Source organism: Streptomyces sp. NPDC034086 (assembly GCF_055575515.1).
In genome coordinates this window covers 86,787-111,248 of the sequence record NZ_JBVISM010000002.1, presented here as the reverse complement: position 1 = coordinate 111,248, position 24,462 = coordinate 86,787, and the positions used below count along the sequence as shown (strand labels likewise).

Genomic DNA, 24,462 nt, shown 5'->3' with positions numbered 1-24,462 from the left:
ATCCGGCCGGGGTGATCTCAGGGTCGCGCCAGGGTAGGACCCGGTGCCGCGGGCCCGCACCGCCCGTCACCATGGACGCATGACCGACGTACACGACGCCCCGCCGGCGGCTCCCGGGGCACCGGCCCCCGCCGAGCGGCCACCCCTGCGCCGCAGCAAGCGCGACAAGGTCCTCGCGGGCGTGTGCGGCGGTCTCGGCCGGTACTTCGACCTGGACCCGGTGGTGTTCCGGATCGTGCTCGGGGTGCTCGCCGTCACCGGCGGCGTCGGCCTGATCTTCTACGGCTTCGCGTGGCTGCTGCTGCCCCTGGAGGGCGACGAGGACAGCGAGGGCAAGCGGCTGCTGACCGGCCGGGTCGAGGGCGCCACGCTGGCCGCCGTGTTCAGCGCGCTGGTGGGCTGCGCGCTGTTCCTGTCGATGCTGGACAACGGGGTGATGGGCGCCTTCTCGGTGCTGGTCGTCCTGGCGCTCGGCGGGGCCTCGTACTGGTCCCGGCGCCACCGCGACGCCGCCGCGCCCGAGGCCCAGGCCCCGGCCGCCCACCGTCCGGCACCGCCCGAGACGCAGGCGCCGCCGGTGCCCGGCAGCCCTTCCTGGTGGCGGGACCCGCTGGTCAAGGACGGCACCACCGGCCCGGTCGGCTCGACGGGCTACCTGTGGGGGCCGGACGACGCCGTCCCCGCCGGGGACCGGCCGGGCCCCGCCCCGCACGTCCCGCGGCCCGGGTCGCCCGCGCCGCCGCGCGGCGGCATCGGAGGCCGGGTGTTCGTCCTGGCCCTGCTGGCGGGAGGGGCCGGTACCGCCGCGGTGTGGGAGGGCAGCACGCTCGGGCACGCCCTCCAGGTCGGGCTGGCCTGCGCGCTCGCCGTCTTCGGTCTGGGCCTCGCGGTCAGCTCCGTCAAGGGCCGCACGGGCTTCGGCACGGTCCTCCTCGGCCTGCTCACCGCCGGCCTGCTCGCGGGTGCGGCCGCCCTGCCGCGCGAGATCGGCACCGACTGGCGGGACGTGGCCTGGCGCCCGGCGGCGGTGGCCGACGTACGGCCCGCCTACGCGGCGGGGACGGGGCTGGCGACCCTGGACCTGAGCCGCCTGGACGTACCCAGGGGCGCCACGGTGGCCGTCCGGGCGTCCATCGAGGCGGGCCGGCTGAAGGTGGTCCTCCCCCGGGAGGTCACCGCGAACGCGGACGTCTCGATCCGGCTCGGTGACATCGAGCTGCCCGGGGAGACCGGCCCCGGCATCCGGATCAGGAGCGAGGGGGAGACCCGGCGGGCGACCCTGCCCCCGGCCGCCGGCACCGAGGCCGGCGGGACGATCGAGCTGCGCCTGCACGCGGGCGTGGGACAGGTGGAGGTGGCCCGTGCGGCGTCATGAGTTCCAGCCGGGACGGCTGCTGGCGGGGCTGGTCCTGACCGCCGCGGGCGTGCTCCACCTGCTCGACGCGTCCGGCGGGACGGACGTGCCGTGGTTCCTGGTGGTCCCGTTCGCGCTGGGCGGGCTGGCACTGGCCGCCCTGGTCGGGATGGTCACGTACGCGGTGCGCCGGGATCAGCGCGACCGGATCACCGAGTCGAACGACCAGTAGGGCGCCCCCGCGAGGACCAGCGGGGTCCAGGCCATCAGGTAGGCCAGGTCGTTGCCGTAGTAGTACGGGGTCACCGCCCAGGAGACGGTGAGCCACAGGCTGAGCGAGATCAGCAGTCCGCCGGCGGCGGCGAGCCGGGTCAGCACCCCGGCGAGCACGCCGAGGCCCACGAGGAGTTCCCCGATGGCGATGGCGGCGCCGAAGCCGACGGGGGCCTTCAGGGCCAGGTCGACCAGGGCGGGGATCGCGGAGGTGTCGCGCACGCCGCGCATCATCTCGCCGACCGAGCCGCTGCCGGCCTCGGCGAGGAAGCCCCCGGCCGTCAGCTTGTCGATGCCCGCGTAGACGAAGGTCACGCCGAGGAAGATCCGCAGCGGGAGGAGCGCGTAGCGGGTGGCCTGCTCCTTGAGCGGGGTGGTCCGCTGCCCGGATGGGGCGTCAGTTCGGGTCACGCCCCCATGTCTACCCCGTTCACTCGGCCACGTCGATGACGCAGCGGTTGGATTCCACCCCCGCCGCCGTGACGACCTGCACGTCCACCCGGCCGGGCTCCACCTCCGCCGGCACGGGGACGGTGAGCACCGCGTCGGAGGGGTTGGTGAACCCGCCGGCCACCGGGACCAGCGGCACGTGCACGTGGACCGCGCCGATCCGCACGACCAGCCGGGCGAGCATCTCCGGGGTCTGCGCCCCGGGAGGCACGAAGCCGACGCCGCGGATCTCGATGTCGTCACCGGGACGGACGGCCGCGTCGATGTCCCCGGGCTCGCGCCTGCGGACCACCGAGAGCACCAGCGGGCGGCTCCCCTCGGCGTACTTCGCCGCGAGGTACACGGCCGCGGACAGCGCCACCAGCAGGGCCAGCGCCCACGGCAGCTGTGGCAGCCGGTCGGGGAAGCGGGCCAGCGACACCGCCGCGTAGGCCAGCACCACGGTGGAGACGAGCACGTACTGCGCGTCCGGGAAGCTGCCGCGGCCGTCGTCGTCCGTGAGCAGGTCCACCCCGCGCGGGCGGTCCGCCGGCAGCTTCTGCAGCCGCTGCCCCAGGATGCGTACGGAGACCACGCGGCGCACCAGCACCGCCACCCCCGAGGTCAGCGCGACCACCGACAGCAGCGGCAGCGCCCGCCCCAGCGCGAACCCCTGGTACAGGGCCTCGCGCTCGGGGCCGGGTGAGGAGGCGGCCAGCCGCAGTGCGGGCAGCAGGGCCGCGAAGGCGGTCAGCACCAGCCAGGCGCTCGGCACCGCCTTGGAGGTGGACAGCCGGTTGTCCTCCCCGACGACGGGGGCCAGCAGTCCGCCCCGCAGCGACTGGGCGCGGGCGGCGGCGGTGAGCAGTCCGGCCAGGGCCAGCGCGGCCAGCAGCGCCGCGGTGCGGGCGGTGGACCAGCCGGTGCCGAGCGCGGTGCCGACCTGGACCACCAGCAGCAGCCCGGCGGCGATCCACAGGGCGAGAACGGCCCGCCGCGAGAACAGGTACAGCCAGGAGTGCCCGGCCTCCCGGCCCCGGTCCGCGACGGTCCGGGCGGACAGGGCCAGCTCGTCGGACACCCACTGGCGGGAGGCGCCGAGCGAGTGGGCCACCGCGGCCGGCACCCCCTGCCCGGCGGCGAACTCGTCCCGTTTCTCGAGGAAGGCGGCGACCGCTCTGCGGTGCCCCTCCCGTGCGCAGTCGTCGCAGGCGCAGACGGCGGTATGGGTACTCCGGGACATCTCTTGGACAGCCACGTGCGTGCCGCCTCTCTGAACTTCGGTGCAATGCCAGCGAATTGTGCACCACTGCGACAGTGCTCCGGATTGCGCACGATGTCAGAGCAGGTGATTAACGGTTCATGATGTTGACGCCACCCTCCGTGACGGTCTGCCACAGCGGCTGGTAGCTCACCCACGCGGCGAGGTCACCGCCGAACCGCTCCCGGGTGGCCACGGCGGCGCGGTGGCCGACGGGGACCGGTTTGCCGGCGGCCCGCGCGATGAGCTGCGCCTGGGCGGCCCGCTCCGCCGCGATGAACCACCAGACGGCCGCGTCCACCGAACCGCCGACCGTCAGCAGCCCCTGGTTGCGCAGGATCAGCGCCTTGTACGGGCCGAGGGCGCGGGCGGTCCGTGCCGGGTCGGGGACGCCGTCCCCCGGGTACTCGTCCAGCAGCGCGTGGTCCTCGTAGAAGGCGCAGGCCTCCTGCGTGACCGGGGCCAGCAGCTCGCCGAGGCAGGCCAGCGCCCTGCCGTACGGGCCCTGGGTACGGACCACCGCGACGGCGTCGGGGCGGGCCCGGTGCACGGCGGCGTGCACGGCGAAGGCCAGCTCGTTGAGCCGCCGGCCGCCCTCCCGGACCCGCCCGTCGCCGTCGGCCAGCAGCAGGTCCTCCGGGCGGAGGCCGGTGAAGGCCCGGCCGAAGGGGTTGACCCAGTAGCAGTCGTCGTATTCGGGGTCCCGGGCGGTGACGTGCCCGCCGACGCCGTCCTCGTACCCGAGGCGCCCCAGCAGCCGCAGCGCCCCGGCGAGCCGCTCCTTGCGGTGGGCGCGCTCCTCGGCCGGGTCCTCGTACGCGGGCGGCATCTCGAAGGCCAGCCGGTCCACCGGCACGGGTACGGGCTGGTCCGGCATGCGTGCCTCCTCCGGGTCGCGGGCCGCGTGGCCGTGCGCCGGGGCAAGCTACCGGCGCGGCCCCGAAGTGACCAGAGGCAGGCCCGGGAAAGCCCCGGAAGGCCCCGGGAAAGGCGGGAGCCGCCGCCCCCCGAAGGGGGCGGCGGCTCCGTCGGCACCGCGGGCGGGGACTACTCCCACTCGATGGTGCCCGGGGGCTTGCTGGTGCAGTCCAGGACCACGCGGTTCACGTCCGGCACCTCGTTGGTGATGCGGGTCGAGATCCGGGCCAGCACCTCGTACGGCATGCGCGTCCAGTCCGCGGTCATGGCGTCCTCGGAGGAGACGGGGCGCAGCACGATCGGGTGGCCGTAGGTGCGGCCGTCGCCCTGGACGCCCACGCTGCGGACGTCCGCGAGCAGGACGACCGGGCACTGCCAGATCTCCCGGTCCAGGCCGGCGGCGGTGAGTTCCTGGCGGGCGATGGCGTCGGCCTCGCGCAGCAGGTCCAGGCGCTCCTTGGTGACCTCGCCGACGATGCGGATGCCGAGGCCGGGGCCCGGGAAGGGCTGGCGCTGGACGATCTCCTCCGGCAGGCCGAGTTCCTGGCCGACCATCCGGACCTCGTCCTTGAACAGCTGGCGCAGCGGCTCGACGAGCTCGAACTCGATGTCGTCGGGGAGGCCGCCCACGTTGTGGTGGGACTTGATGTTGGCGGTGCCGGTGCCGCCGCCGGACTCGACGACGTCCGGGTACAGGGTGCCCTGGACGAGGAAGGCGACCGCCGGGCCGTCCTCCTGGAGGATCTCCATCTGGGCCTGCTCGAAGACGCGGATGAACTCGCGGCCGATGATCTTGCGCTTGGTCTCCGGGTCGGAGACGCCGGCCAGCGCGTTCAGGAAGCGCTCCTGGGCGTCGACGACCTTCAGCTGGACGCCGGTGGCCGCGACGAAGTCCTTCTCGACCTGCTCGGTCTCGCCCTTGCGCATCAGGCCGTGGTCGACGTACACGCAGGTCAGCTGGGAGCCGATGGCCTTCTGGACGAGGGCCGCGGCGACCGCCGAGTCCACGCCGCCGGACAGGCCGCAGATGGCGCGCTTGTCGCCGACCTGCTCGCGGATGGCCGCGATCTGCTCCTCGACGATGTTGCCGGTGGTCCAGGTGGGCTTCAGGCCCGCGCCCCGGTACAGGAAGTGCTCCAGGACCTGCTGGCCGTGCGTGGAGTGCATCACCTCGGGGTGGTACTGCACGCCGAACAGGCGCTTCTCGTCGTTCTCGAAGGCCGCGACCGGGACGACGTTCGTCGACGCGGTCACCGTGAAGCCCTCGGGGGCGGCGGAGCAGGCGTCGCCGTGGGACATCCACACCGACTGGTTCTCCGGGGTGCCCTCGAAGAGGGTGGAGCCGCTCTTGGAGACGGCCAGCGGGGTGCGGCCGTACTCGCGGGCGCCGGTGTTGTCGACGGTGCCGCCGAGGGTCGTCGCCATCAGCTGGAAGCCGTAGCACATGCCGAAGACCGGGACACCGGCCTCGAAGAGGCCGCGGGCGTCGTCCAGGCGCGGGGCACCCTCCTCGTACACGGAGGACGGCCCGCCGGAGAGGATGATCGCCTTGGGCTCCTTGGCGAGCATCTCGGCCACGGGCATCGTGCTGGGCACGATCTCGCTGTAGACCCGGGCCTCGCGGACGCGGCGGGCGATGAGCTGGGCGTACTGGGCGCCGAAGTCGACGACGAGAACCGTGTCCGGGGCGCTGTCGTGGGCGGCGGAGGGTGCTTCTGGCACGGGACGGCCTTCCGGCGGAAGAGGGTGTGTTTTGTCGATTCTAACGGGGGGCGGCACCTCCCTTTCGTCTCACCATCCGAACCCGGTTGGCCGGGAGCGGGGGCCCGTGGTCATAATCCGTACCGTGCGCAAGCAGCTGAGCTTCCTCTTTACCTATGGCACCGGCCGGTCCGGTCGCCATGGGTCCGTGTGATGCTCGCTTGAGCCGCTGACTTCCCAGAGCGCCCCGGTCCGACAGGACCGGGGCGCTCCGCGTTTCCGCTCCTGCCGGGCCACCGCCCACCACCCACCACAGGAGAGATGCCATGAACACGATCACCACCACCCCCGAGCAGCTGATCGCCGGTTCCCGCGAGCGCATCGACGCCCTCGACGACCGGATCATCGGGCTGATCCAGGAGCGGATGGCCGTCTCGGCCGTGATCCAGGAGGCCCGCATCGGGGCGGGCGGGCGGCGGGTGCACCTCTCGCGCGAGATGGAGGTGCTCTCCCATTGGAGCGACGCCCTCGGCAAGCCCGGGACCGCCCTCGCGATGACCCTGCTGGAGCTGTGCCGCGGCCGCGTCTGACCGCGCGGGCGCCCGTTCGTCACCCGTCCGGGCCGTGACCGGCCCGGGGAGCCTTCGTTGGGGAGGTTGTCCGTGCCAGCCAGGCGCGGGACGCAGCACCACGCGTGGATCCACGGGAGCGATGAGGCGCGACGCCCGACGGCGCGCGTCGTGGGACCTCGCTCCCCCGTGTGGCCGGACCGCAGGGGACAGCGGCCCGGTCACCCATGAGAACGGCCGGTCCGGGGGACGCCCCGGGCCGGCCGTTCGTCTTTCCGTCGTCCGGGTGCCGCCCGCTACGCCCTCACGCGTGCGCTCCGCCACCGCTGCGGCGGCGGAACGACAGGTAGAGCGCGGCGCCGACCGCGACCAGCCCGGCGCCGGCGACGCCGACCAGGCCCGCCGTGCTGCCGGTGGAGGCCAGCGGGCCGCCGCCGCGGCCGGCTGCGGCCGAGGCACCGGCGCCTGCGGTGGATCCGGTGGTGCCGCTCGGGCTGGCCGAGGCGCTCGCCGAGGTGCTCGCCGAGGGGCTGCCGGAGGTGGAGGCGCTCGGCGACGTCGTGGGGGTGACCGCCGGGTTGGCCGTGAAGGCGGCCTGGTTGTTGGCGAGCACCGGGTCGAAGCCGTGCTTCTCGAGCTCGCCCTTCTCGCCGAGGCGGCCGACGGTGACGGCGCCCTTGGCGTCCTTGACCGCCTTCTCGATCCTCAGCTCGAAGGGGAACGTCAGCTTCTCGTTCTCCAGCACGGACCTCCCGGTGGCGCAGCGGTACTGCGCCGGCTGCACGGCGCGGCAGGCCGCCGGAGCCGTGAGGACCTTGACGCCCTTCGGGAGGGCCACGTCGATCACGGCCGCGGGGCCGGTGCCGGTGCCGGTGACCCAGGCGGGACCGTTGTTGCGTGCGGCGACGACGGCCTTGACCTGGCTCCCGGCGGCGCCCTTGACCGTGAGGGGCTCGGCCGCGAAGTCGGCCCGGTTCGGCACGGCGAGCGTGAGGACGCGCTTGTTGTCGGCCGGGTTGAGGTCGGGCCCGTACGGGGACACGGCGGCGGGCGCGGCCTTCTTGCGGGCGACGAGCTTGCGGCCGGAGGCGGTGGGGCCGTTGGCGGCGGGGCCCTTGGCGTCGGTGTCCGCCGCCTGCTTGGGGGAGCGCGCCGGGTAGATGCCGTAGCCGAACCGCTCGTCGAGGGCGTGCGGGCCGGCCTTCAGGTGCAGCGGGCTGTCGCCGGCCAGTTCGTAGGCGGCCTTGGCCTCGAACTCCCCCTCGACGGTGCAGACGGCGGTGGTCGAGGTGCGGGTGGTGCGGTAGGTGCAGTTGTCATACCGCTCCGGGAACTCCAGCCCGTGGGTGGCCTCCAGTTCCAGGACCACCCCCTTCGCCGGCTGCGTGCCCTCGTTGCTGAAGACCAGGGGCAGGGCCTGGCTGTCGCCCGGCTTCGGGTCCGTCTTCAGGTCCAGCTTCCGCATGACCAGGTCGGGGCCGCCCACCGAAACGGTGGTCGAGGCGGGGGTGATGGTGGCCCCGGCCGCCGTGCCGGTCACCGTGAGCTCGCCCGAGGCGCCGTCCTTGGCGTCCTTCACGGCGACGGCCTCCAGGTCCACGCCGGCGTGGGGGCCCGTGTCCTTGCAGACGAGGGTGGTCCCCTTGTCCTCGCACTTCTTGCCCCCGGCCGCCTCCTTCACGGACGCGACGCCGGCGAGCCCGGTCAGGTCGAAGGTGAGGGTGGACGCGCCGCCGAAGGCGTCGGCGTCGAGCAGTCCGTAGTGCAGGGTCACCGGCTGCGGGGAGCCCGGCCGCAGGGCGAGGGCGGCCGGACCGGACAGGCGGAAGACGGGGTCCGCGGTTTCGGCGGCCATCGCGGCGGGGGTGGTCAGCCCCACGGCCACCAGGCCGCACGCGGCCAGCAGGGAGATGCGCTGTCTCATGCCCCCCTTGACCCCCGGACCGCCGTCGCGGTTGCGCACTTGGGTGTGTGACCGACACCACAGACCACCGCAAAGGATTCCGGTACAACCTTTTTCGGCGACCGCCAGTCCACTCATGTACCGCGGTGAGTACCGCGCTCGGAGGGGGAGCGCGGTACTCACCGTCGTGACCTTGCCGGTGTCAGTGCCCGGGTTCCGGTTGCCGGGGCGGGACTTCGGGGACCGCGAGGAAGGGCAGCCGCAGCGCGCCGAAGGCCTCCTTGGGCACGGCCGGACGGATCGGTTCCACCGCCTCCAGCCGCTGGTACGCCGCCCCCTGCGCGGGCCGCCGGTCCGCCTCGCCCTTGTTCGGCCAGTACGACATCGCCCGCTCCGCCTGCGCCGTGATGGTCAGGGACGGGTTGACCCCGAGGTTGGCGGAGACCGCCGAACCGTCGACCACCGAGATCCCCGGGTACCCGTACAGCCGGTGGTACGGGTCCACCACGCCGTCCTCCGCCGAGGCGCCGATCGGGCAGCCGCCGAGGAAGTGCGCGGTCAGCGGGGTGCCCATCAGCTCGCCGATGTTGCTGCCCGGGAAGCCGTTGATCTCCTCGGCCAGCAGGGTCGCCGCCCGGGTGGCCTCCGCGATCTGCACCGGGTTGGGCGCGCCGTGGCCCTGGCGGGCGGTCAGCAGGCCCTTTCCGGGGCCGCCGGGCCTGCGGTAGGTGGTCAGCGAGTTGTCCAGGGACTGCATGACCAGGCCGATGATGGTCCGCTCCGACCAGCGCCGGTTCGACAGGGAGCGCAGCAGCTGCACCGGGTGGGTGGCGGTGCGGGCGAACCAGGCCCGTACCCGGTGCCGGGCGTGGGGCACCTGGAGGATCGTCAGGAACCCCATGGCGTTGGAGCCCTTGCCGTAGCGGACGGGCTCGATGTGGGTGTCGGCGTCGGGGTGCACGGACGAGGTGATGGCCACGCCCCGGGTGAAGTCCGCCCGGGCACCGCCGTGTCGCCTGCCGTAGCGGCGGTCGTCGGTCTGGGCCCCGACCAGGCCCTCGGAGTTGGTCCGGGTCAGGTCGCCGAGCCGGCCGGAGATCCGGGGCAGCTCGCCGAGGTCCTTCATGGTGTGCAGCAGGGTCTGGGTGCCGTACGTGCCCGCCGCGACCACCACGTACTGGGCGCGCAGCACCCGGGCGCGGCCGGTGCGGCGCCGGTCGGTGGGGACGGTGCGGATCCGGTAGCCGCCGTCGGGGTGCTCGGCGAGCGCGGTGACGGTGGTCATGGGGTGGATGACGGCGCCGGCCCGCTCGGCCAGGTACAGGTAGTTCTCGTTGAGGGTGTTCTTCGCGCCGTGCCGGCAGCCCGTCATGCACTCGCCGCACTCGGTGCACGCCTTGCGGGCGGGTCCGGCGCCGCCGAAGTACGGGTCGGCGACCTCCTGGCCGGGGCGGACCTTCGGCTGCCCGCCGGCGTCCTCGCCGTCACCGAAGAAGACGCCGACCGGCGCCATGTGGAAGGAGTCCCCGACGCCCATCTTCTCCGCGACGGCCTTCAGGTGGACGTCGGAGGGGGTGAGCGTCGGGTTGAGGCGCACGCCGAGCATCCGCTTGGCCTGCTCGTAGTACGGGGCGAGTTCCGTCCGCCAGTCCGTGATGGAGGCCCATTGCCGGTCCTCGAAGAAGGCGGCGGGCGGCACGTACAGGGTGTTGGCGTAGTTGAGCGAGCCGCCGCCGACCCCGGCGCCCGCGAGCACCATCACGTTCCCGAGGAGGTGGATGCGCTGGATCCCGTACAGCCCGAGGGCGGGGGCCCACAGGTAGTTGCGCAGGTCCCAGCTGGTGCGGGGCAGTCCCTCGCGGGTGAAGCGGCGTCCTGCCTCCAGGACGCCGACCCGGTAGCCCTTCTCGGTGAGGCGCAGCGCCGAGACGGAGCCGCCGAAGCCCGATCCGATGACGATGACGTCGTAGTCGTACGGCACGGATGCCCCTTAGCGCAGTCGGAGGGCCTTGAGGACCTTGAGGCTGGTGGTCATGAAGCGGGCGTACTGCTCGTCGTCCATGCCGAGCGAGGGCGCCATGGGGAGCAGCCGCTGGTGGGCGACGGTCTGCGCCTCGGTGTACTTGAGGATGCCCTCGGAGCCGTGGCGGCGGCCGAGGCCGGATTCCTTCATGCCGCCCATGGGGGCCTGGGCGCTGCCGTAGGCGGGGGCGTAGCCGTCGTTGATGTTGACGGTGCCGGTGCGCAGCCGGGCGGCGACCGCGTGGCCCCGGCGGGCGTCCTTGGTCCAGACGCTGGCGTTGAGTCCGTAGGGGGTGGCGTTGGCCCGGGCGACGGCCTCGTCCTCGTCGGTGAAGCGGTAGACCGAGACGACCGGGCCGAAGGTCTCCTCGGCGCAGACCGCCATGGGCGCCTCGACCCCGTCGAGGATGGTGGGCTCGTAGAAGAGCGGTCCGATGTCGGGGCGGGCCACGCCGCCGGCGACGAGGGTGGCGCCCTTGGCGACGGCCTCGTCCACGTGCCGCCGTACGGTCTCCAGCTGGCGTTCGCCGACGAGCGAGCCCATGTCGGCGCCGTAGGCGAGGGAGTTGCCGAGCCGCATCGCCTTGGTGCGGGCGGCGAAGCGCTCGACGAAGGCGTCGGCTATGGAGTCGTGGACGTAGAGGCGCTCGATGGAGATGCACAGCTGGCCGGCGGAGGAGAAGCAGGCGCGGACGGCGCCGGCGGCGGCCTTCTCCACGTCGGCGTCGTGCAGGACGAGCATGGCGTTCTTCCCGCCGAGTTCGAGGGAGACGCCGACCAGGCGGGCGGCCGCGCCCCGCGCGACCTCGCGGCCGGTGCGGGTGGAGCCGGTGAAGGACACGTAGTCGGCGTGCCGGACCACCTCGGGGCCGACGACGGGGCCCTCGCCGAGGACGACCTGGAAGACCTCGGCGGGCAGCCCGGCCTCGATGAGCAGGTCGCGGGCCCACAGGGCGGTGAGCGCGGTCTCGGTGTCGGGCTTCATGACGACGGCGTTGCCCGAGACGAAGGCGGGCAGGGCGTCGCCGACGGACAGTTCGAGGGGGTAGTTCCAGGGGGCGATCTGGCCGACCACGCCGCGCGGCTGGCGGAGCTCGGTGACCTTGGTGAGGGTGGGCATGGCACCGGTGTGGCCCTTGGGGCGCAGGTACGAGGGCGCCTTGCGGCCGTAGTGGCGGGCGGCCACGGCGACGGCCTGGACCTCCTCGTGGGCGTGCAGGCGGGCCTTGCCGGTCTCCAGCTGGATGAGGTCGAGGACCTCGGCCTGGCGGGCGAGGACCAGGTCGTGGAAGCGCAGCAGTACGGCGGCCCGCCGGCGCACGGGGACCGCGGCCCAGGCGGGCTGGGCGGCGCGGGCCCTCGCGAAGGCGGTGGCCACGTCCTCGGGGGTGGCCTCGGGCAGGTCCGCCAGCACGGCCCCGGTGAAGGGGGTGTGGTTGGCGGTACGGCCGGAGCCGATCACTCCGCGGGTGAGCCGGGTGACCAGGTCGGGGGTCACCACGTCGGCGGCGGTACGGGCGCCTGCCGGGGCCGGGGCGACCGGGTTGGTGGGCTGCGGTGCGGTGCGGAGGGGGGCGGCGGGGGCCTGCGAGTCCGTCATGGCCGTGAGCGTATTGCGCGGGCGCACCTTTGGGTACCCGTGGGTAACCGGATTTTGCCAAATCTGCCAGTGATCGCTGGCAGGATGGCCGGGGGCGGTCGGCTCAGCTCCCCTTCGGGGCCGGCTCCCAGCCGCTGAGCACGATGTCGAACTGCTGGCGGGTGGTCGCCCAGTCGGCGGTGGGGCCCGACATGTAGATCGCGTACTCGGTGCCGTTCGGGGCGACGTACATCTGCTCGATGGCCCGCCGCGGTCCGGCGTGCACGCCCTTCTCGGTCCACGTGAAGTCCCACAGCACGGCGTCGGTGCTGTCCCGGAAGGTGTTCGGGTTCAGCTTCTGCCGCTTGTAGTCCGTCCGCTTCTGCACCTGCTTCTCCAGGTCCAGCACGTGCGCGTACGGGTCCTTGTAGTCCGGGGTGCGGTCCGCCGCGATCCGGATGAAGTGCTTGCCGTTGTCCGCCGTGTAGTCGATCTGGTTGCCGTCCGTCTGGCGCGTCCAGCCCTGCGGCACGAACAGCGTGAAGCCCGACGGGTCCACGACCTCGTTCCACCCGGCCGGCGGCCCGGCCGGGTCCTTGTGGCCGGCCTGCCCGCCGGTGGCACCCGCGCCCTTGTCCGAGCCGCCGCCCCGGCCCGCGTCCCCGTCGTCACCGGTGTACTTCAGCAGGCCGAAGACGGCGCCGCCGCCGAGCAGCGCCGCCACCAGCGCCACCACGGCCACCCGCCGCAGCCGGCCCGGCGGGCGCCCGGCGGGGGCCGCCGGCCGCTCGGGCAGGGCGGTGGTGGCGCCCTGCGCGGGCGCGGGGGCGGGCTCGGGCTCGGATGCCGGGGGCAGGGCGGCCCGGGCGGAGGCCCGCTCCTCGCCGCTCACCGCGCGGGTGGGCACGTACGCCTGGGCGGCCTTGGGCTCGCGGCCCTCCATCGCCTCCAGCAGCATCCGCTCGGCCTCCGCGGCCGAGGGCCGCTCGGCGGGGTCCTTGCGCAGTAGCGCGGTGATGACCGGGCCCAGGGGGCCGGACTGGCGCGGCACGGGCGGCTCGTCGTTCACCACGGCCTGGAGGCTGGAGATCGGCGAGGTGCGGCGGAAGGGCGAGCGGGCCTCGACGGCCGTGTAGAGGGTGGCGCCCAGCGACCACAGGTCGGAGGACGGGTCGGGGGCGCCGCCGGTGACCCGCTCCGGGGCCAGGTAGTCGATGGAGCCGACGAGTTCACCCGTACGCGTGATCGAGGAGTCCCCCTCGATCGCGGCGATCCCGAAGTCGGTCAGCAGCACCCGGCCGTCCTTGGCCAGCAGCACGTTGCCCGGCTTCACGTCCCGGTGCAGCACGCCGACCGCGTGCGCCGCGCGCAGCGCGCCCAGCACGTGCAGGCCGATCCGGGCCGCCTCGCGGGGCTCGATCCGGCCGGCCGCCTTGGCCGCCTCCGCGAGGGAGGGACCGTCGATGTGTTCCATCACGATCCACGGCCGGTCGTCGTGCTCCAGCACGTCGTGGACGGTGACGACCGCCGGATGCTGGATCCGGGCCGCCGCCCGCGCCTCCTTCTGCGTACGGGCGTGCAGGACCTCCCGGTCGGCCTGGGCGACGTACAGCCCCGCCGTCAGTTCCTTGACCGCGACCGTCCTGTGCAGCAGCTCGTCATGCGCGCGCCACACCTTCCCCATGCCGCCGCTGCCGATGGGCTCCACGAGCCGGTACCGGCCCGCGAGCACCGCACCCGCGCCTGTCTGCTGTTCCACGAATTCCCGCCGCTCTGTGCACTCCACGCCAGATTACGGAGCCCGCGGGCGCTGCCGGAACCGGGCGGGGCCCGTAAGACAGCACTGTGACGCAATCGCCGTACTGATCGCCCGTCAGCCGCCGGCTTTGTAACTCGCCGTTGCCTTCTCGAAGACGTCGGTGACCTTGTCCTGGTTGTCCTCCGGACCCGTGACCATGACGACGTGGTAGGCGCCGCCGAGCGCCACGACGAAATTACGGGCGAAAAGGGACCGGCCCGCCGCGTCGATCCAGGTGTAGCGGCCCGTGACCCGCAACTGCTGCCCCACCTTGGTGGACTTGACGTCCCCGCCGGAGGCCCAGGTGGAGTTGCGGTACGGGGCCAGCTCGGGCTCCTTGTCCTTCTGGTAGCCCAGCGGATCCGGACCGCCGCCCTCGACCCGGTCCCGGCCGGGTACGACGATCAGGGTGAACTGGCCCTGGGTGTAGCGCACCTGACCGGCCTCGTTGAGGGACTGGCGCTCCCAGCCGTCGGGCACGGCGATGCTGAAGTGCGCCGGGTCCTGCTGGACGGTGTAGCCCGCCGGCGCGGGCGCGTCACCCTGCGGGGCGGGCTTGGACTCCGGGGTGCCGCCCGGGGTGCCGCCCGACGGCCGCGCGCTCCCGGACGCGGGGTCCGGCCGGGGACCGGGCTGTGCCGGGGCGGATGCCGCCGGGCTCTGGGCGGCGGTGGGCTGCTGCCCCGGGTCCGTCGCGCGCGGCATGAAGAGCATCGCGTACGCCACCCCGCCCGCGAGCAGGGCCAGGACGCCGACCAGCAGGAACCGGCCGAGGGAGCGCGGCCCTCGGGGCGTGGCGGCGTTGCGGTGGCGCCCGTGCAGGTCGCCGCGGCGGCGTACGACGGGCAGCCGGGCGGGGTCCGGCTCGGGCAGCGGCAGCCCGGCGAAGTCCCCCTCCGGCTCCGGGGCGGAGCGCACCAGCGAGCGCAGCCAGCCGCGCAGCTCCTCGAAGTCGGGCCGCTCGGTGGGGTCCTGGCGCAGCAGCGATTCCACGACGGGGCGCAGCGGGCCGCAGTCCTCGGCGAAGGCGGGCGGCTCGGCGCAGACCATCTCGACGAGCTCCGCGACGCTGTCCTCGGGGTAGGGGGCGTGTCCCTGGACGGCGCGGTACAGCAGGGCTCCGAGGGCCCAGAGATCGGTCGCGGGGCCGATGGGCGCGGCCAGCTGCCAGTTGCCCTGGACGGGGCCGGCGGCCTGCTCGGGAGCCCAGCGCTCGGTGAGGGGGCCGACGACGGCCATCCGGGTCTGGCGGGCCCGCTCGGCGTCGAGGCCGGTGCGGGGGCCGCCCCAGGCACCGGCCTCGCGGGGACGGGGCGCGGGGGCGGCGGGGCCCGTGACGGCTGCGGACGCGACGGGGGCGGGCGCGACGGGTGCGGGCGCGTGCGGCGGACGGGGGGCCGGCGGACGGGGGGCCGGGGGGCGCGGCGGCTCCGGCGGCGCGGGGGCCTCGGCCTGGCGGAAGCCCTGCGGAAGGGCCAGCTGGGCGGGCAGCACGGGCTGGGCCGGCCCGGCGGGGGGCTCGGCGGACGGCGCCGCATGCGGCGCGGAAGCCGGCTCCGCGGCGGCGGCCCGCGACGGCCCGGGCCGCGGCTCGGGCTCGGGACGCGGCTCGGGTTCCGGCTCCGCCGGGCGGCGGGGGGCGACCCCGTGCCAGGGGGTGGCGGCGGTGCCGGGTCCCCCGTACGGGTACGCGTACTCCTGGGGCAGGTTGGCCCCGGTCGGCGGCAGCACCGGCACGACCACGGGACCGCGCTGGCCGCGCTGGCGCGCCACCTCGGCGGTCGCGGCCCGGGTTCCCGCCCGGTACGCGGCGACGGTCCCGGCGCGGGCGGCGGCCTCGGCGGCGGCCCGGTCCTGCGCGGGCGGGGCGGGCGCGGACGGGGCGGGCGGGGGCGGCGCCGCCCGCCGGACCTGCTGCGGCGGCGCGGAACCGGCCGGCTCCGGGGTGATGTGGTCCGTGTAGCGCGGGCCCGTGTCGTAGCCGGGCGCCACCAGCGGCGCGTACCGGGGCCCCTCGTCACGGATGCCGGGCGGCGCGGGCTCCGGCGGCGGCACCGGCCGCGCGGGCGGCGCCTGCCCCGGCGACGGCGGCGGGGTGCCCCAGGCGGCGTCGGCGTCCGTGCCCGGCTCCCCGGTGTCCGGCGGCGGCACCGGGTCGTACCCGCACAGGGCGTCCTCGGCGGCGCCGGCCGCCAGACCCGTCAGGACGACCCGACCGTCCTCGCATATCAGCACGGTCCGCGCGGTGATGTTGCGGTGCGTCCAGCCGTGCGCGTGCAGCACGCGCAGCGCGGTCAGCACGTCGGAGGCCACCTCAGCGGCCCGGTACGGGCTCAGCGGTTCGTCGGCGATCAGCGCGGCCAGCGGCCTGGCGGGGACGAGTTCGCTCACTATCCACAGCGAGCCGTCCTCCGCGAACACGTCGAAGACCTGGTCGAGGCGCGGATGGTCGGGCACGGAGGCGGCGGCCTGCGCGGCGGCGATGGCCCGCCGGACTCCGGGCGGTTCCCCGGCGGCCACGGCCCGCGCACTGGTTCCGTCGAGCAGCTCCGCGTCCACGACCTCGGGCAGCGGCACCTGCCGCACGAGGACTTCCTGCCCGCTGCGCGTGTCGAAGGCGCGGGTCTCCATCGGCTCGTACTCGTCGGACGGCGGAATCGGCAGGCGGTAGCGGTCGGACAGGATCCGGCCGGCGTAGTCCTCCACATCGCCTCCCCCGAGTGCGGTCCCCATGGCCCCCGCTGGACACGATACGTCGCCGGGGCCGCCCGCGTCCCGGGCTTGGAGAGCCCGTCAGCCCAACTGCTGGAAGGTCTCGAACGCGGTGTTGCGCAGCTGCGTGCATTCGGGGCCGTCCCACTGGTCGGCCGCGCAGCTGATCATGATGGCGTAACCGTGCGTGGAGTCGGTCTTGAAGCCGCGGTCGAGGACGCGGACGCGTACGCCCTGCTGCTCCCGCTCGAACTCCCAGTCGGCGACGGTCGGGTAGCCCCGGTAGTCCACCGTGTCCAGGCGGATCTGGCGGTACCCCTTGCTGCTGCCCGCCACGGCCGGGGCGAGCTTGGCCCAGGCGAGGCGGGCGTCGTTGCCGGGGCTGTTGGTGTAGTCGACCTGGATCCGGGGGAAGCCGCCGTCGCGGCTGTATATCGCGCCGGAGTCGGCACCGGCGGTGTCGGTCTGGCGGAAGCCCTCGGGCATGGCCATCGAGAAGTGGTACCGGAGGTCCGTCACGGTGGCGAAACCGGCCGGGAGCCCGGCGGCGGGACCACCGGGGCTGGCCCCCTGCCCCTGGCCCTGGCCCTGGTTCTGCCCCTGCCCCTGCCCCTGGCTCTGGCCCTGGTCGGCGCTGCCGCCGGGTGCGGGCGTGCCGGGCGTGCCGCTCGGGTTCGGGCTCGGCGAGGAACCGGCCGAGGCGGGGGCGTTGCCGGCGGAGCCCCCGGGCGTGGGGCTGCCCGTCACGGCCGGGCCGGGGCCGCCCTTGCCCTGGTCGGTACGGCCGTCCTCGTCGTCACCGTTGACCATGTACGCGATGAGCGAGCCGACCACCGCGAGGACCACGACCACCCCGGCTATGGCCAGCACGATCGTGCGGCGCGACATCACGTCGGTGAGCGGCGCCACGGGCTGCGCGGGCCGGGCCGGCGGGGCCGTGGAGGCGGCTTCGGCGGCGGCCGCCTTGCGGGCGGCCTTCAGCGCGGCGCGGGTCCGCTCGCGCTGCTCGCGCTCACGGCGCTCGCGTTCCCTCTTGGCCGCCTTCTCGGCGGCCGCGTCGGCCTTGGTGAGGGAGATCGGCCGGGTCTCCTCGACCGGCGGGACCGGCTGCGGGTCCGGCTCCACGGCCACCGGCTCGGGGGCGTTGACCACGGCGGTGAGCATCGCCCGCGCCTGGTCGTCACCGAGGCGCCGGGCCGGGTCCTTGACCAGCAGCCCGTAGATGACCTCGGTCAGCGGGCCGGCGTTGCGCGGCGGGTCCACGGGCTCGGTCATCACGGCGGTCAGGGTGGCGAGCGCGTTGCCCTTGTCGTACGGGGGCACGCCCTCGACGGCCGCGTACAGCAGCCCGCCGAGCGACCACATGTCGGCGGGCGGGCCGGGCTTGCTGCCGCGGGCACGCTCCGGGGAGATGTACGAAGGGGCACCGACGAGCATGCCGGTGGAGGTGATGGACGGGTCGCCCTCCACCTGCGCGATCCCGAAGTCGGTGAGCACGACGCGGCCGGAGGCGGCGATGAGCACGTTGGACGGCTTCACGTCGCGGTGCAGGATCCCCTGCCGGTGCGCGGCGCGGAGCACGTCGAGCACGGCGAGGCCGACCTCGGCCGCGCGGCGCGGGGTCAGCGGGCCGTTCTCACGGACGAACTCGGCGAGCGAGGGGCCCTCGATGAGCTCCATGACGATCCAGGGCCGGGCGTCCTCGTCGACCACGTCGAAGACGGTGACGGCGCCTTCGCTGCGGATGCGCGCGATGGCCTTGGCCTCGCGGAGGGTCCGGGTGATGAGGCGGCGCTTCTCGTCCTCGTCGACGCCGTTGCCGAAGCGGAGTTCCTTGACGGCGACCGTCCGGCCGAGGACCTCGTCCTCGGCGCGCCACACGGTGCCCATGCCGCCCTTGCCGAGTACGGCGCCCAGCCGGTACCGCCCGGCCAGCAACCGCCCTGCGCGCCGGGCGTCTTCGGCCGTCTCGCCGGCGTCGCCGTCGTCGCCGTCCGCCGCCGCGGCCTTCGCGGGAACGGCCTTGGCGGGGACGGCCTTCGCCGCGGCCGCCTTGGCGGGCGCGGCACCGGAACCGGCGTCCTCCGCCTTCGCGGCGCCGGCCTGCGGCCTGGCCGCCGGCTTCACGGCGCCGGAACCCGCCTTGCCCGCGCCCCCGGGCTTCGCGTCCTGAGGCGCCTTCACGTCCTCCGGAGCGGCGCCCTTGGCCGTCTTCGCGTCCTCGGGCTTCTTCACACCCTCGGGCTTCTTCACGTCCTCGGGCTTCGCGTTCTCGGGCTTCTTCACATCCTCCGGAGCCGTGCCCTCGGGCTGCTTCGCGTCCTCCGGAGCGGATTCCGCTTCGGCGCTCGCGCCCTTCGCGGCGTCAGGATCCGCCTGGGCGCCGGGCGCCGGTGCGGGCCCGCTCCCGGTCGTGCCGGACCGCGGCGGAGGAACGGCGGCCGGCCCGGTCGTCGCGGGACCGGCGTCGTCGGCGGACCCCGCGTCCTCGGTGTGCCCGGGTTCCTCGGCATGCCTGTCCGCCGGAGCAGCCGCGGCCCCGCCATCCAGCTTCGCCGCAGGCGCCCCGGCAGACGACTCGGTGTGCTCCGGCTTCGACATGCGTCCCCTCTGCGATCGTGCAGCCTGCCCCGGCTGCATCGGCAGCCGCCGGGGGGCACGGTAATCCACCCCGGCGGAAACCTCATTGTTGCTCACTCCGCATCCGACGGGAGCCCCGGGTCCGGCGGTTCCCTTCGCCGTCCGACTACAGGATGCCCAGGCCTCCGGGCCGCGAAGACGCCCGTGCGCACACGGACCTCCGGTCCGTCAGACGGTGTGGGGCGCAGCGCGCTTCGCGCGCGGGGCGTCAGGACGGAACGATGTCGGGCGCCCCCAGCCGTGCCGCGTCCGCGGTCTGGTCGTCGGGCTGGCGCTGCGATTCCCGCTCCGCCTGGACCCGCTTCCCGTAGTGCTCGACCTCCTTCTCGATCTGCTGCTCGTCCCAGCCCAGCACCGGAGCCATCAACTCCGCGCACTCGCGCGCCGATCGCGTGCCCCGGTCGAAGGTCTCGATGGAGATCCGGGTCCGCCGCGTCAGCACGTCGTCCAGGTGCCGCGCCCCCTCGTGGGAGGCGGCGTAGACGATTTCCGCCCGCAGGTAGTCGTCCGCCCCGGTCACCGGCTCCCCCAGCCCGGGGTCGGCGGCGATCAGGTCGAGCAGTTCCTCCGTCAGCGATCCGTAGCGGTTCAGCAGGTGTTCCACCCGCACCACGTGGAGCCCCGTCCGGGCGGCGATGCGGGCGCGGCCGTTCCACAGGGCCCGGTAGCCCTCCGCCCCCACCAGCGGCACGTCCTCCGTCACACACTCCGCGACCCGCTGGTCCAGCCCGTGCACCGCCTCGTCGACCGCGTCCTTCGCCATGACCCGGTACGTCGTGTACTTGCCGCCCGCCACCACCACCAGGCCCGGCACCGGGTGGGCCACGGTGTGCTCGCGGGACAGCTTGCTGGTCGCGTCCGACTCCCCGGCCAGCAGCGGCCGCAGGCCCGCGTACACGCCCTGGACGTCGTCCCGCGTGAGCGGCACGGCCAGTACCGAGTTCACGTGCTCCAGCAGGTAGTCGATGTCCGCGCTCGACGCCGCCGGGTGCGCCTTGTCCAGGTCCCAGTCCGTGTCGGTGGTCCCCACGATCCAGTGCCGGCCCCACGGGATCACGAACAGCACCGACTTCTCGGTCCGCAGGATCAGTCCGGTGTTCGAGTGGATCCGGTCCTTCGGGACCACCAGGTGGATCCCCTTCGACGCCCGTACGTGGAACTGCCCGCGCTCCCCGATGAGTGCCTGGGTGTCGTCCGTCCACACCCCGGTCGCGTTCACGATCTGCCTCGCGCGGATCTCGTACTCGCCGCCGCCCTCGACGTCGCGCACCTTCGCCCCGACGACCCGCTCGCCCTCGCGCAGGAAGCCGACCACCCTCGCCCGGTTGGCGCAGTGCGCCCCGTACGCCGCGGCCGTCCGGACCAGCGTGGCGACGTAGCGCGCGTCGTCCATCTGGGCGTCGTAGTACTGGAGGGCGCCCACCAGGGCGTCCTTGCGCAGGGCCGGCGCGATGCGCAGGGCCCGTTTGCGCGAGAGGTGGCGGTGGGTGGGCAGCCCGCGCCCGTGTCCGCTGGAGACGGACATGGCGTCGTAGAGGGCCACGCCCGAGCCGGCGTAGAACCGCTCCCAGCCCTTGTGCTGGAGCGGGTACAGGAAGGGCACCGGCTTGACCAGGTGCGGGGCGAGCCGCTCCAGCAGCAGCCCGCGCTCCTTGAGCGCCTCGCGCACGAGCGCGAAGTCGAGCATCTCCAGGTAGCGCAGGCCGCCGTGGATCAGCTTGCTCGACCGGCTCGACGTCCCGGACGCCCAGTCCCGGGCCTCCACCAGCCCCGTCGACAGGCCTCTGGTGGCCGCGTCCAGTGCGGTGCCCGCGCCGACCACCCCCGCGCCGACGACCAGCACGTCCATTTCCCGCTCGGCCATCCGGGCGAGCGCCTCCGAGCGCTGCTCCGGTCCCAGTGTCGCTGTCCTCACGGCTGCCTCCCGTTGGTGCGGGCCGTACCCGCTCGGTGCGGGTGATCCCGCTCACATCCCCCGCCCCACGATTCTGACCGGCCGCACCCACATCAGCCACCGCCTGTGGACAACACAACGGCGACGACCACCCCACAATGCGACATATCTGTCATATATACGCCTAGTCTGACATTGCGCCAGCTCCAGTCGTCCACAGGACTTGCGCGCACCGCCCCCTCATGCATGCCAGGGAAGGGAAGGGACGGCCCCCCATGCCCGCAGATCTCGCCGTCATCGGACTCGGCCACCTCGGCCTCCCCCTCGCCCAGGCGGCCGTGGCCGCCGGAATCGAGACCGTCGGCTACGACAGCGGCCCCGCCACGGACAGCACCCTCACCGCCGCCGAGATCCGCCGCATGTCGGCGGCCGGCTTCCGGGTCACCACCAACCCCGCCGAGCTCGGCCGGGTCCGCACCGCCGTCATCTGCGCCCCCACCCAGCTCGGCGCCGACCGCGCGCTCGACCTCGGGGCCGTCGGCGAGGCCGGCCGCACCCTCGCGGCCCGGCTGCGCCCGCACACCACCGTGATCCTCGAGTCCGCCGCCCACCCGGGCGTCACCGAGGACTACCTGCGGCCCATCCTCGAGGAGGGCTCGGGCCTGCGGGCGGGCCGGGACTTCCACCTGGCCTACTCCCCCAGCCGCCTGGACCCGGGCAACCGGACCCACACCATCTCCAACACCCCCCGGGTGATCGGCGGCCTCACCCCCGCCTGCACCGAGTCCGCGCACGCCTTCTACGCCCGCCTCACCGACAAGGTCGTCCGGGCCCGCGGCCTGCGCGAGGCGGAGACGGTGCAGCTCCTGGAGACCAACTACCGGCACGTCAACATCGCCCTGATGAACGAGATGGCCGTCCTCTGCCACGACCTCGGCGTCGACCTGTGGGACGTCATCCGCTGCGCCGAGACCAAGCCGTACGGGTTCCAGGCCTTCCGTCCCGGCCCGGGCGTCGGCGGCCACGGCGTCCCCCTCGACCCCAACTACCTCCCCCACACCACCCGCACCCCCGGCCACCCCCTGCGCATGGTCGGCCTGGCGCAGGAGATCAACAACCGGATGCCGCAGTACGTCATCCAGCGCTGCGCCACCCTGCTGAACGAGCACGGCAAGTCCGCGCGCGGGGCCCGCGTCCTCCTGCTGGGCGTCACCTACAAGCCCGACCTCGCGGACCAGGAGGGCTCCCCGGCCGGCGAGATCGCCAGCCGGCTCCTCGACCTCGGTGCGCTGATCAGCTACCACGACCCGTACATCGCGGGCTGGCGGGTCCGCGACCGGCCCGTGCCGCGCGCCGACTCGCTCTACGAGGCCGCCGCGAACGCCGACCTCACGATCCTGCTCCAGCACCACCGCACGTACGACATGCAGGGCCTGGCGGTGAAGGCCCAGCTCCTCCTCGACACCCGCGGCGCCAGCCCCGCCGGCGCGGCCCACCGCCTCTGACCGGCCCCTTCCTAGGATCACGGGCCGGTCCCGGTTCGATCATCCGACCGGAAACCCCGGGGGGAATGTCATCGTCCCCTGTTAGCCTGCGGCGTCACTTATCCCGCACTTACGCCTGACGGCCGCGGTGCGCCCGAATCCCTGGGGGGGATTTCCCGATGAGCCAGAACTTCCAGCCTCCCGCGCCCTCGCCCTACACCGAGGCCCCCGCCCCGGCACCGGCCCGCGGCGGCAACGTCGGCCTGGGCGTCGCGGCCGCGGTCGTGGCCGCCCTGCTCGCGGCGGCCGCGTACGGCGGCATCATGAACGCCCTCGACCGCGAGTTCGGCTACGCGGCCGCGGGTGTCGGCCTGCTCGTGGGCCTGGCCGCCGGAAAGGCGGGCGGCCGCAACCCCGTCCTGCCCGTGGTCTCCGCCGTGGCGGCCCTCGGCGCCGTCTACCTCGGTCAGATGTTCTTCATCGCGCTCGCCATGGCCAAGATCGGCAACACCGGCGTGCTCGACGTACTCGACAAGGTCGGCGTCACCGGTCTGAACAGCGTCTGGAAGGAAGGCGCGGGCTTCATGACCCTCGTCTTCCTCGCCATCGGCGCCTTCGTCGCCTTCGGCTCGGCCAAGAAGGTCAACGACTGACGGGCACCCCGCACGCCGGAGGGCCGGCACCCTGCCTGGGGTGCCGGCCCTCCGGCTTCGTACGGGGGGTGGTCAGCGGCTGTGCTGCGAGTCCGCGACCGTGACCTCGACCCGCTGGAACTCCTTGAGCTCGCTGTAGCCGGTGGTGGCCATCGAGCGGCGCAGCGCGCCGAAGAGGTTCATCGAGCCCTCCGGGTTGTGCGCCGGGCCGGTGAGGATCTCCTCGGTGGTGCCGACGGTGCCCAGGTCGACCTTCTTGCCGCGCGGCACGTCCTCGTGGACGGCCTCCATGCCCCAGTGGTTGCCCTTGCCAGGGGCGTCGGTGGCGCGGGCCAGCGGGGAGCCCATCATCACGGCGTCGGCACCGCAGGCCACGGCCTTCGGGATGTCGCCGGACCAGCCCACGCCGCCGTCGGCGATGACGTGGACGTAGCGGCCGCCGGACTCGTCCATGTAGTCGCGGCGGGCCGCGGCCACGTCGGCGACGGCGGTGGCCATCGGGACCTGGATGCCGAGCACGTTGCGCGTGGTGTGCGCGGCGCCGCCGCCGAAGCCGACGAGGACGCCCGCGGCACCGGTGCGCATCAGGTGCAGGGCCGCCGTGTAGGTGGCGCAGCCGCCGACGATGACCGGGACGTCCAGCTCGTAGATGAACTGCTTGAGGTTCAGCGGCTCGGCGGCGCCGGAGACGTGCTCCGCGGAGACGGTGGTGCCGCGGATGACGAAGATGTCCACGCCCGCCTCGACGACGGCCTTGGAGAACTGCGCGGTGCGCTGCGGGGAGAGCGCGGCGGCGGTGACGACGCCCGAGTCGCGCACCTCCTTGATCCGCCGGCCGATGAGGTCGGCCTGGATCGGCGCGGAGTAGATCTCCTGGAGGCGGCGGGTGGCCCTCGCCTCGTCCAGCTCCGCGATCTCGTCCAGCAGCGGCTGCGGGTCCTCGTAGCGGGTCCACAGACCTTCGAGGTTCAGCACGCCGAGGCCGCCGAGCTCGCCGATGCGGATCGCGGTCCGCGGGGAGACCACGGAGTCCATGGGGGCGGCCAGGAAGGGGAGCTCGAAGCGGTACGCGTCGATCTGCCAGGCGATCGAGACCTCCTTCGGGTCCCGCGTACGCCGGCTGGGGACGATGGCGATGTCGTCGAAGGCGTACGCCCGGCGGCCGCGCTTGCCGCGCCCGATCTCGATCTCAGTCACGTGTGGTGGCCTTTCCTCTGGGTCTGCCCGTCCAGTATCCCCGAAGGGCGGGGGCCCGCGTCCCGGTGACCGCTG

The 24,462-nt window shown here is 74.3% G+C and carries 16 protein-coding genes and 1 pseudogene; 5 read left to right on the top strand and 12 right to left on the bottom strand.

Annotated elements, in window-relative coordinates; genetic code table 11:
• Nucleotides 1–79 precede the first annotated feature (79 nt).
• Nucleotides 80–1,375: a PspC domain-containing protein gene (locus ACZ514_RS05885; protein ID WP_469124215.1), complete on the top strand. Its 1,296-nt coding sequence runs from the start codon at nt 80–82 to the stop codon at nt 1,373–1,375.
• Nucleotides 1,362–1,586, top strand: a complete 225-nt coding sequence (locus tag ACZ514_RS05880) for a hypothetical protein (RefSeq protein ID WP_468698861.1) — start codon at nt 1,362–1,364, stop codon at nt 1,584–1,586. Before ACZ514_RS05885 ends, ACZ514_RS05880 begins: the two co-directional genes overlap by 14 nt.
• On the opposite strand, the gene ACZ514_RS05875 is transcribed toward ACZ514_RS05880, so the two are convergent.
• The 4 genes from ACZ514_RS05875 to guaA form a co-directional block, all read right to left on the bottom strand.
• Entirely contained in the window at nt 1,550–2,038 is a 489-nt protein-coding gene (locus ACZ514_RS05875; RefSeq protein WP_468698859.1) for a DoxX family protein, read from the bottom strand. The genes ACZ514_RS05880 and ACZ514_RS05875 overlap by 37 nt on opposite strands.
• Before the next feature lie 19 nt (nt 2,039–2,057).
• On the bottom strand, nt 2,058–3,314 hold the full coding sequence (locus ACZ514_RS05870; RefSeq protein WP_468174802.1) for a hypothetical protein: 1,257 nt from the start codon (nt 3,312–3,314) through the stop codon (nt 2,058–2,060).
• A gap of 94 nt (nt 3,315–3,408) precedes the next feature.
• Entirely contained in the window at nt 3,409–4,194 is a 786-nt protein-coding gene (locus tag ACZ514_RS05865) for a class II aldolase/adducin family protein (protein WP_468174805.1), read from the bottom strand.
• Nucleotides 4,195–4,364: 170 nt separating this feature from the next.
• Nucleotides 4,365–5,957 (bottom strand): glutamine-hydrolyzing GMP synthase, encoded by a 1,593-nt coding sequence (gene guaA / locus ACZ514_RS05860; protein WP_468174808.1) that lies wholly within the window; start codon nt 5,955–5,957, stop codon nt 4,365–4,367.
• A gap of 257 nt (nt 5,958–6,214) precedes the next feature.
• Here guaA and ACZ514_RS05855 point away from each other — a divergent pair.
• A pseudogene (locus ACZ514_RS05855) lies at nt 6,215–6,526 on the top strand (chorismate mutase); the annotation flags it as partial.
• A 283-nt stretch (nt 6,527–6,809) separates the two neighbouring features.
• Here ACZ514_RS05855 and ACZ514_RS05850 read toward each other — a convergent pair.
• The 7 genes from ACZ514_RS05850 to ACZ514_RS05820 form a co-directional block, all read right to left on the bottom strand.
• The gene (locus ACZ514_RS05850) at nt 6,810–8,429 is read right to left on the bottom strand and encodes a COG1361 family protein (protein ID WP_469124214.1); all 1,620 of its coding nucleotides are present in this window, start codon (nt 8,427–8,429) and stop codon (nt 6,810–6,812) included.
• A gap of 181 nt (nt 8,430–8,610) precedes the next feature.
• A complete protein-coding gene (locus ACZ514_RS05845; protein ID WP_469124213.1) occupies nt 8,611–10,389 on the bottom strand; it encodes a GMC oxidoreductase in 1,779 nt (592 codons plus the stop codon).
• 9 nt (nt 10,390–10,398) lie between these two features.
• Entirely contained in the window at nt 10,399–12,030 is a 1,632-nt protein-coding gene (locus tag ACZ514_RS05840) for a succinic semialdehyde dehydrogenase (protein ID WP_468174817.1), read from the bottom strand.
• A 103-nt stretch (nt 12,031–12,133) separates the two neighbouring features.
• Nucleotides 12,134–13,768 (bottom strand): serine/threonine-protein kinase, encoded by a 1,635-nt coding sequence (locus tag ACZ514_RS05835; RefSeq protein ID WP_469124212.1) that lies wholly within the window; start codon nt 13,766–13,768, stop codon nt 12,134–12,136.
• 114 nt (nt 13,769–13,882) lie between these two features.
• A complete protein-coding gene (locus ACZ514_RS05830) occupies nt 13,883–16,540 on the bottom strand; it encodes a protein kinase (RefSeq protein ID WP_469124211.1) in 2,658 nt (885 codons plus the stop codon).
• Between the two features lie 60 nt (nt 16,541–16,600).
• Entirely contained in the window at nt 16,601–19,120 is a 2,520-nt protein-coding gene (locus tag ACZ514_RS05825) for a serine/threonine-protein kinase (RefSeq protein WP_469124210.1), read from the bottom strand.
• 247 nt (nt 19,121–19,367) lie between these two features.
• A complete protein-coding gene (locus ACZ514_RS05820; protein ID WP_469124209.1) occupies nt 19,368–21,074 on the bottom strand; it encodes a glycerol-3-phosphate dehydrogenase/oxidase in 1,707 nt (568 codons plus the stop codon).
• Nucleotides 21,075–21,328: 254 nt separating this feature from the next.
• On the opposite strand from ACZ514_RS05820, the gene ACZ514_RS05815 reads away from it, so the two are divergent.
• Nucleotides 21,329–22,558: a nucleotide sugar dehydrogenase gene (locus tag ACZ514_RS05815; protein ID WP_468174832.1), complete on the top strand. Its 1,230-nt coding sequence runs from the start codon at nt 21,329–21,331 to the stop codon at nt 22,556–22,558.
• Between the two features lie 158 nt (nt 22,559–22,716).
• Nucleotides 22,717–23,190, top strand: coding sequence for a hypothetical protein (locus ACZ514_RS05810; RefSeq protein WP_468174834.1), 474 nt, complete (start codon nt 22,717–22,719; stop codon nt 23,188–23,190).
• A gap of 72 nt (nt 23,191–23,262) precedes the next feature.
• On the opposite strand, the gene ACZ514_RS05805 is transcribed toward ACZ514_RS05810, so the two are convergent.
• Nucleotides 23,263–24,387, bottom strand: a complete 1,125-nt coding sequence (locus tag ACZ514_RS05805; protein WP_468174837.1) for a GuaB3 family IMP dehydrogenase-related protein — start codon at nt 24,385–24,387, stop codon at nt 23,263–23,265.
• Nucleotides 24,388–24,462 lie beyond the last annotated feature (75 nt).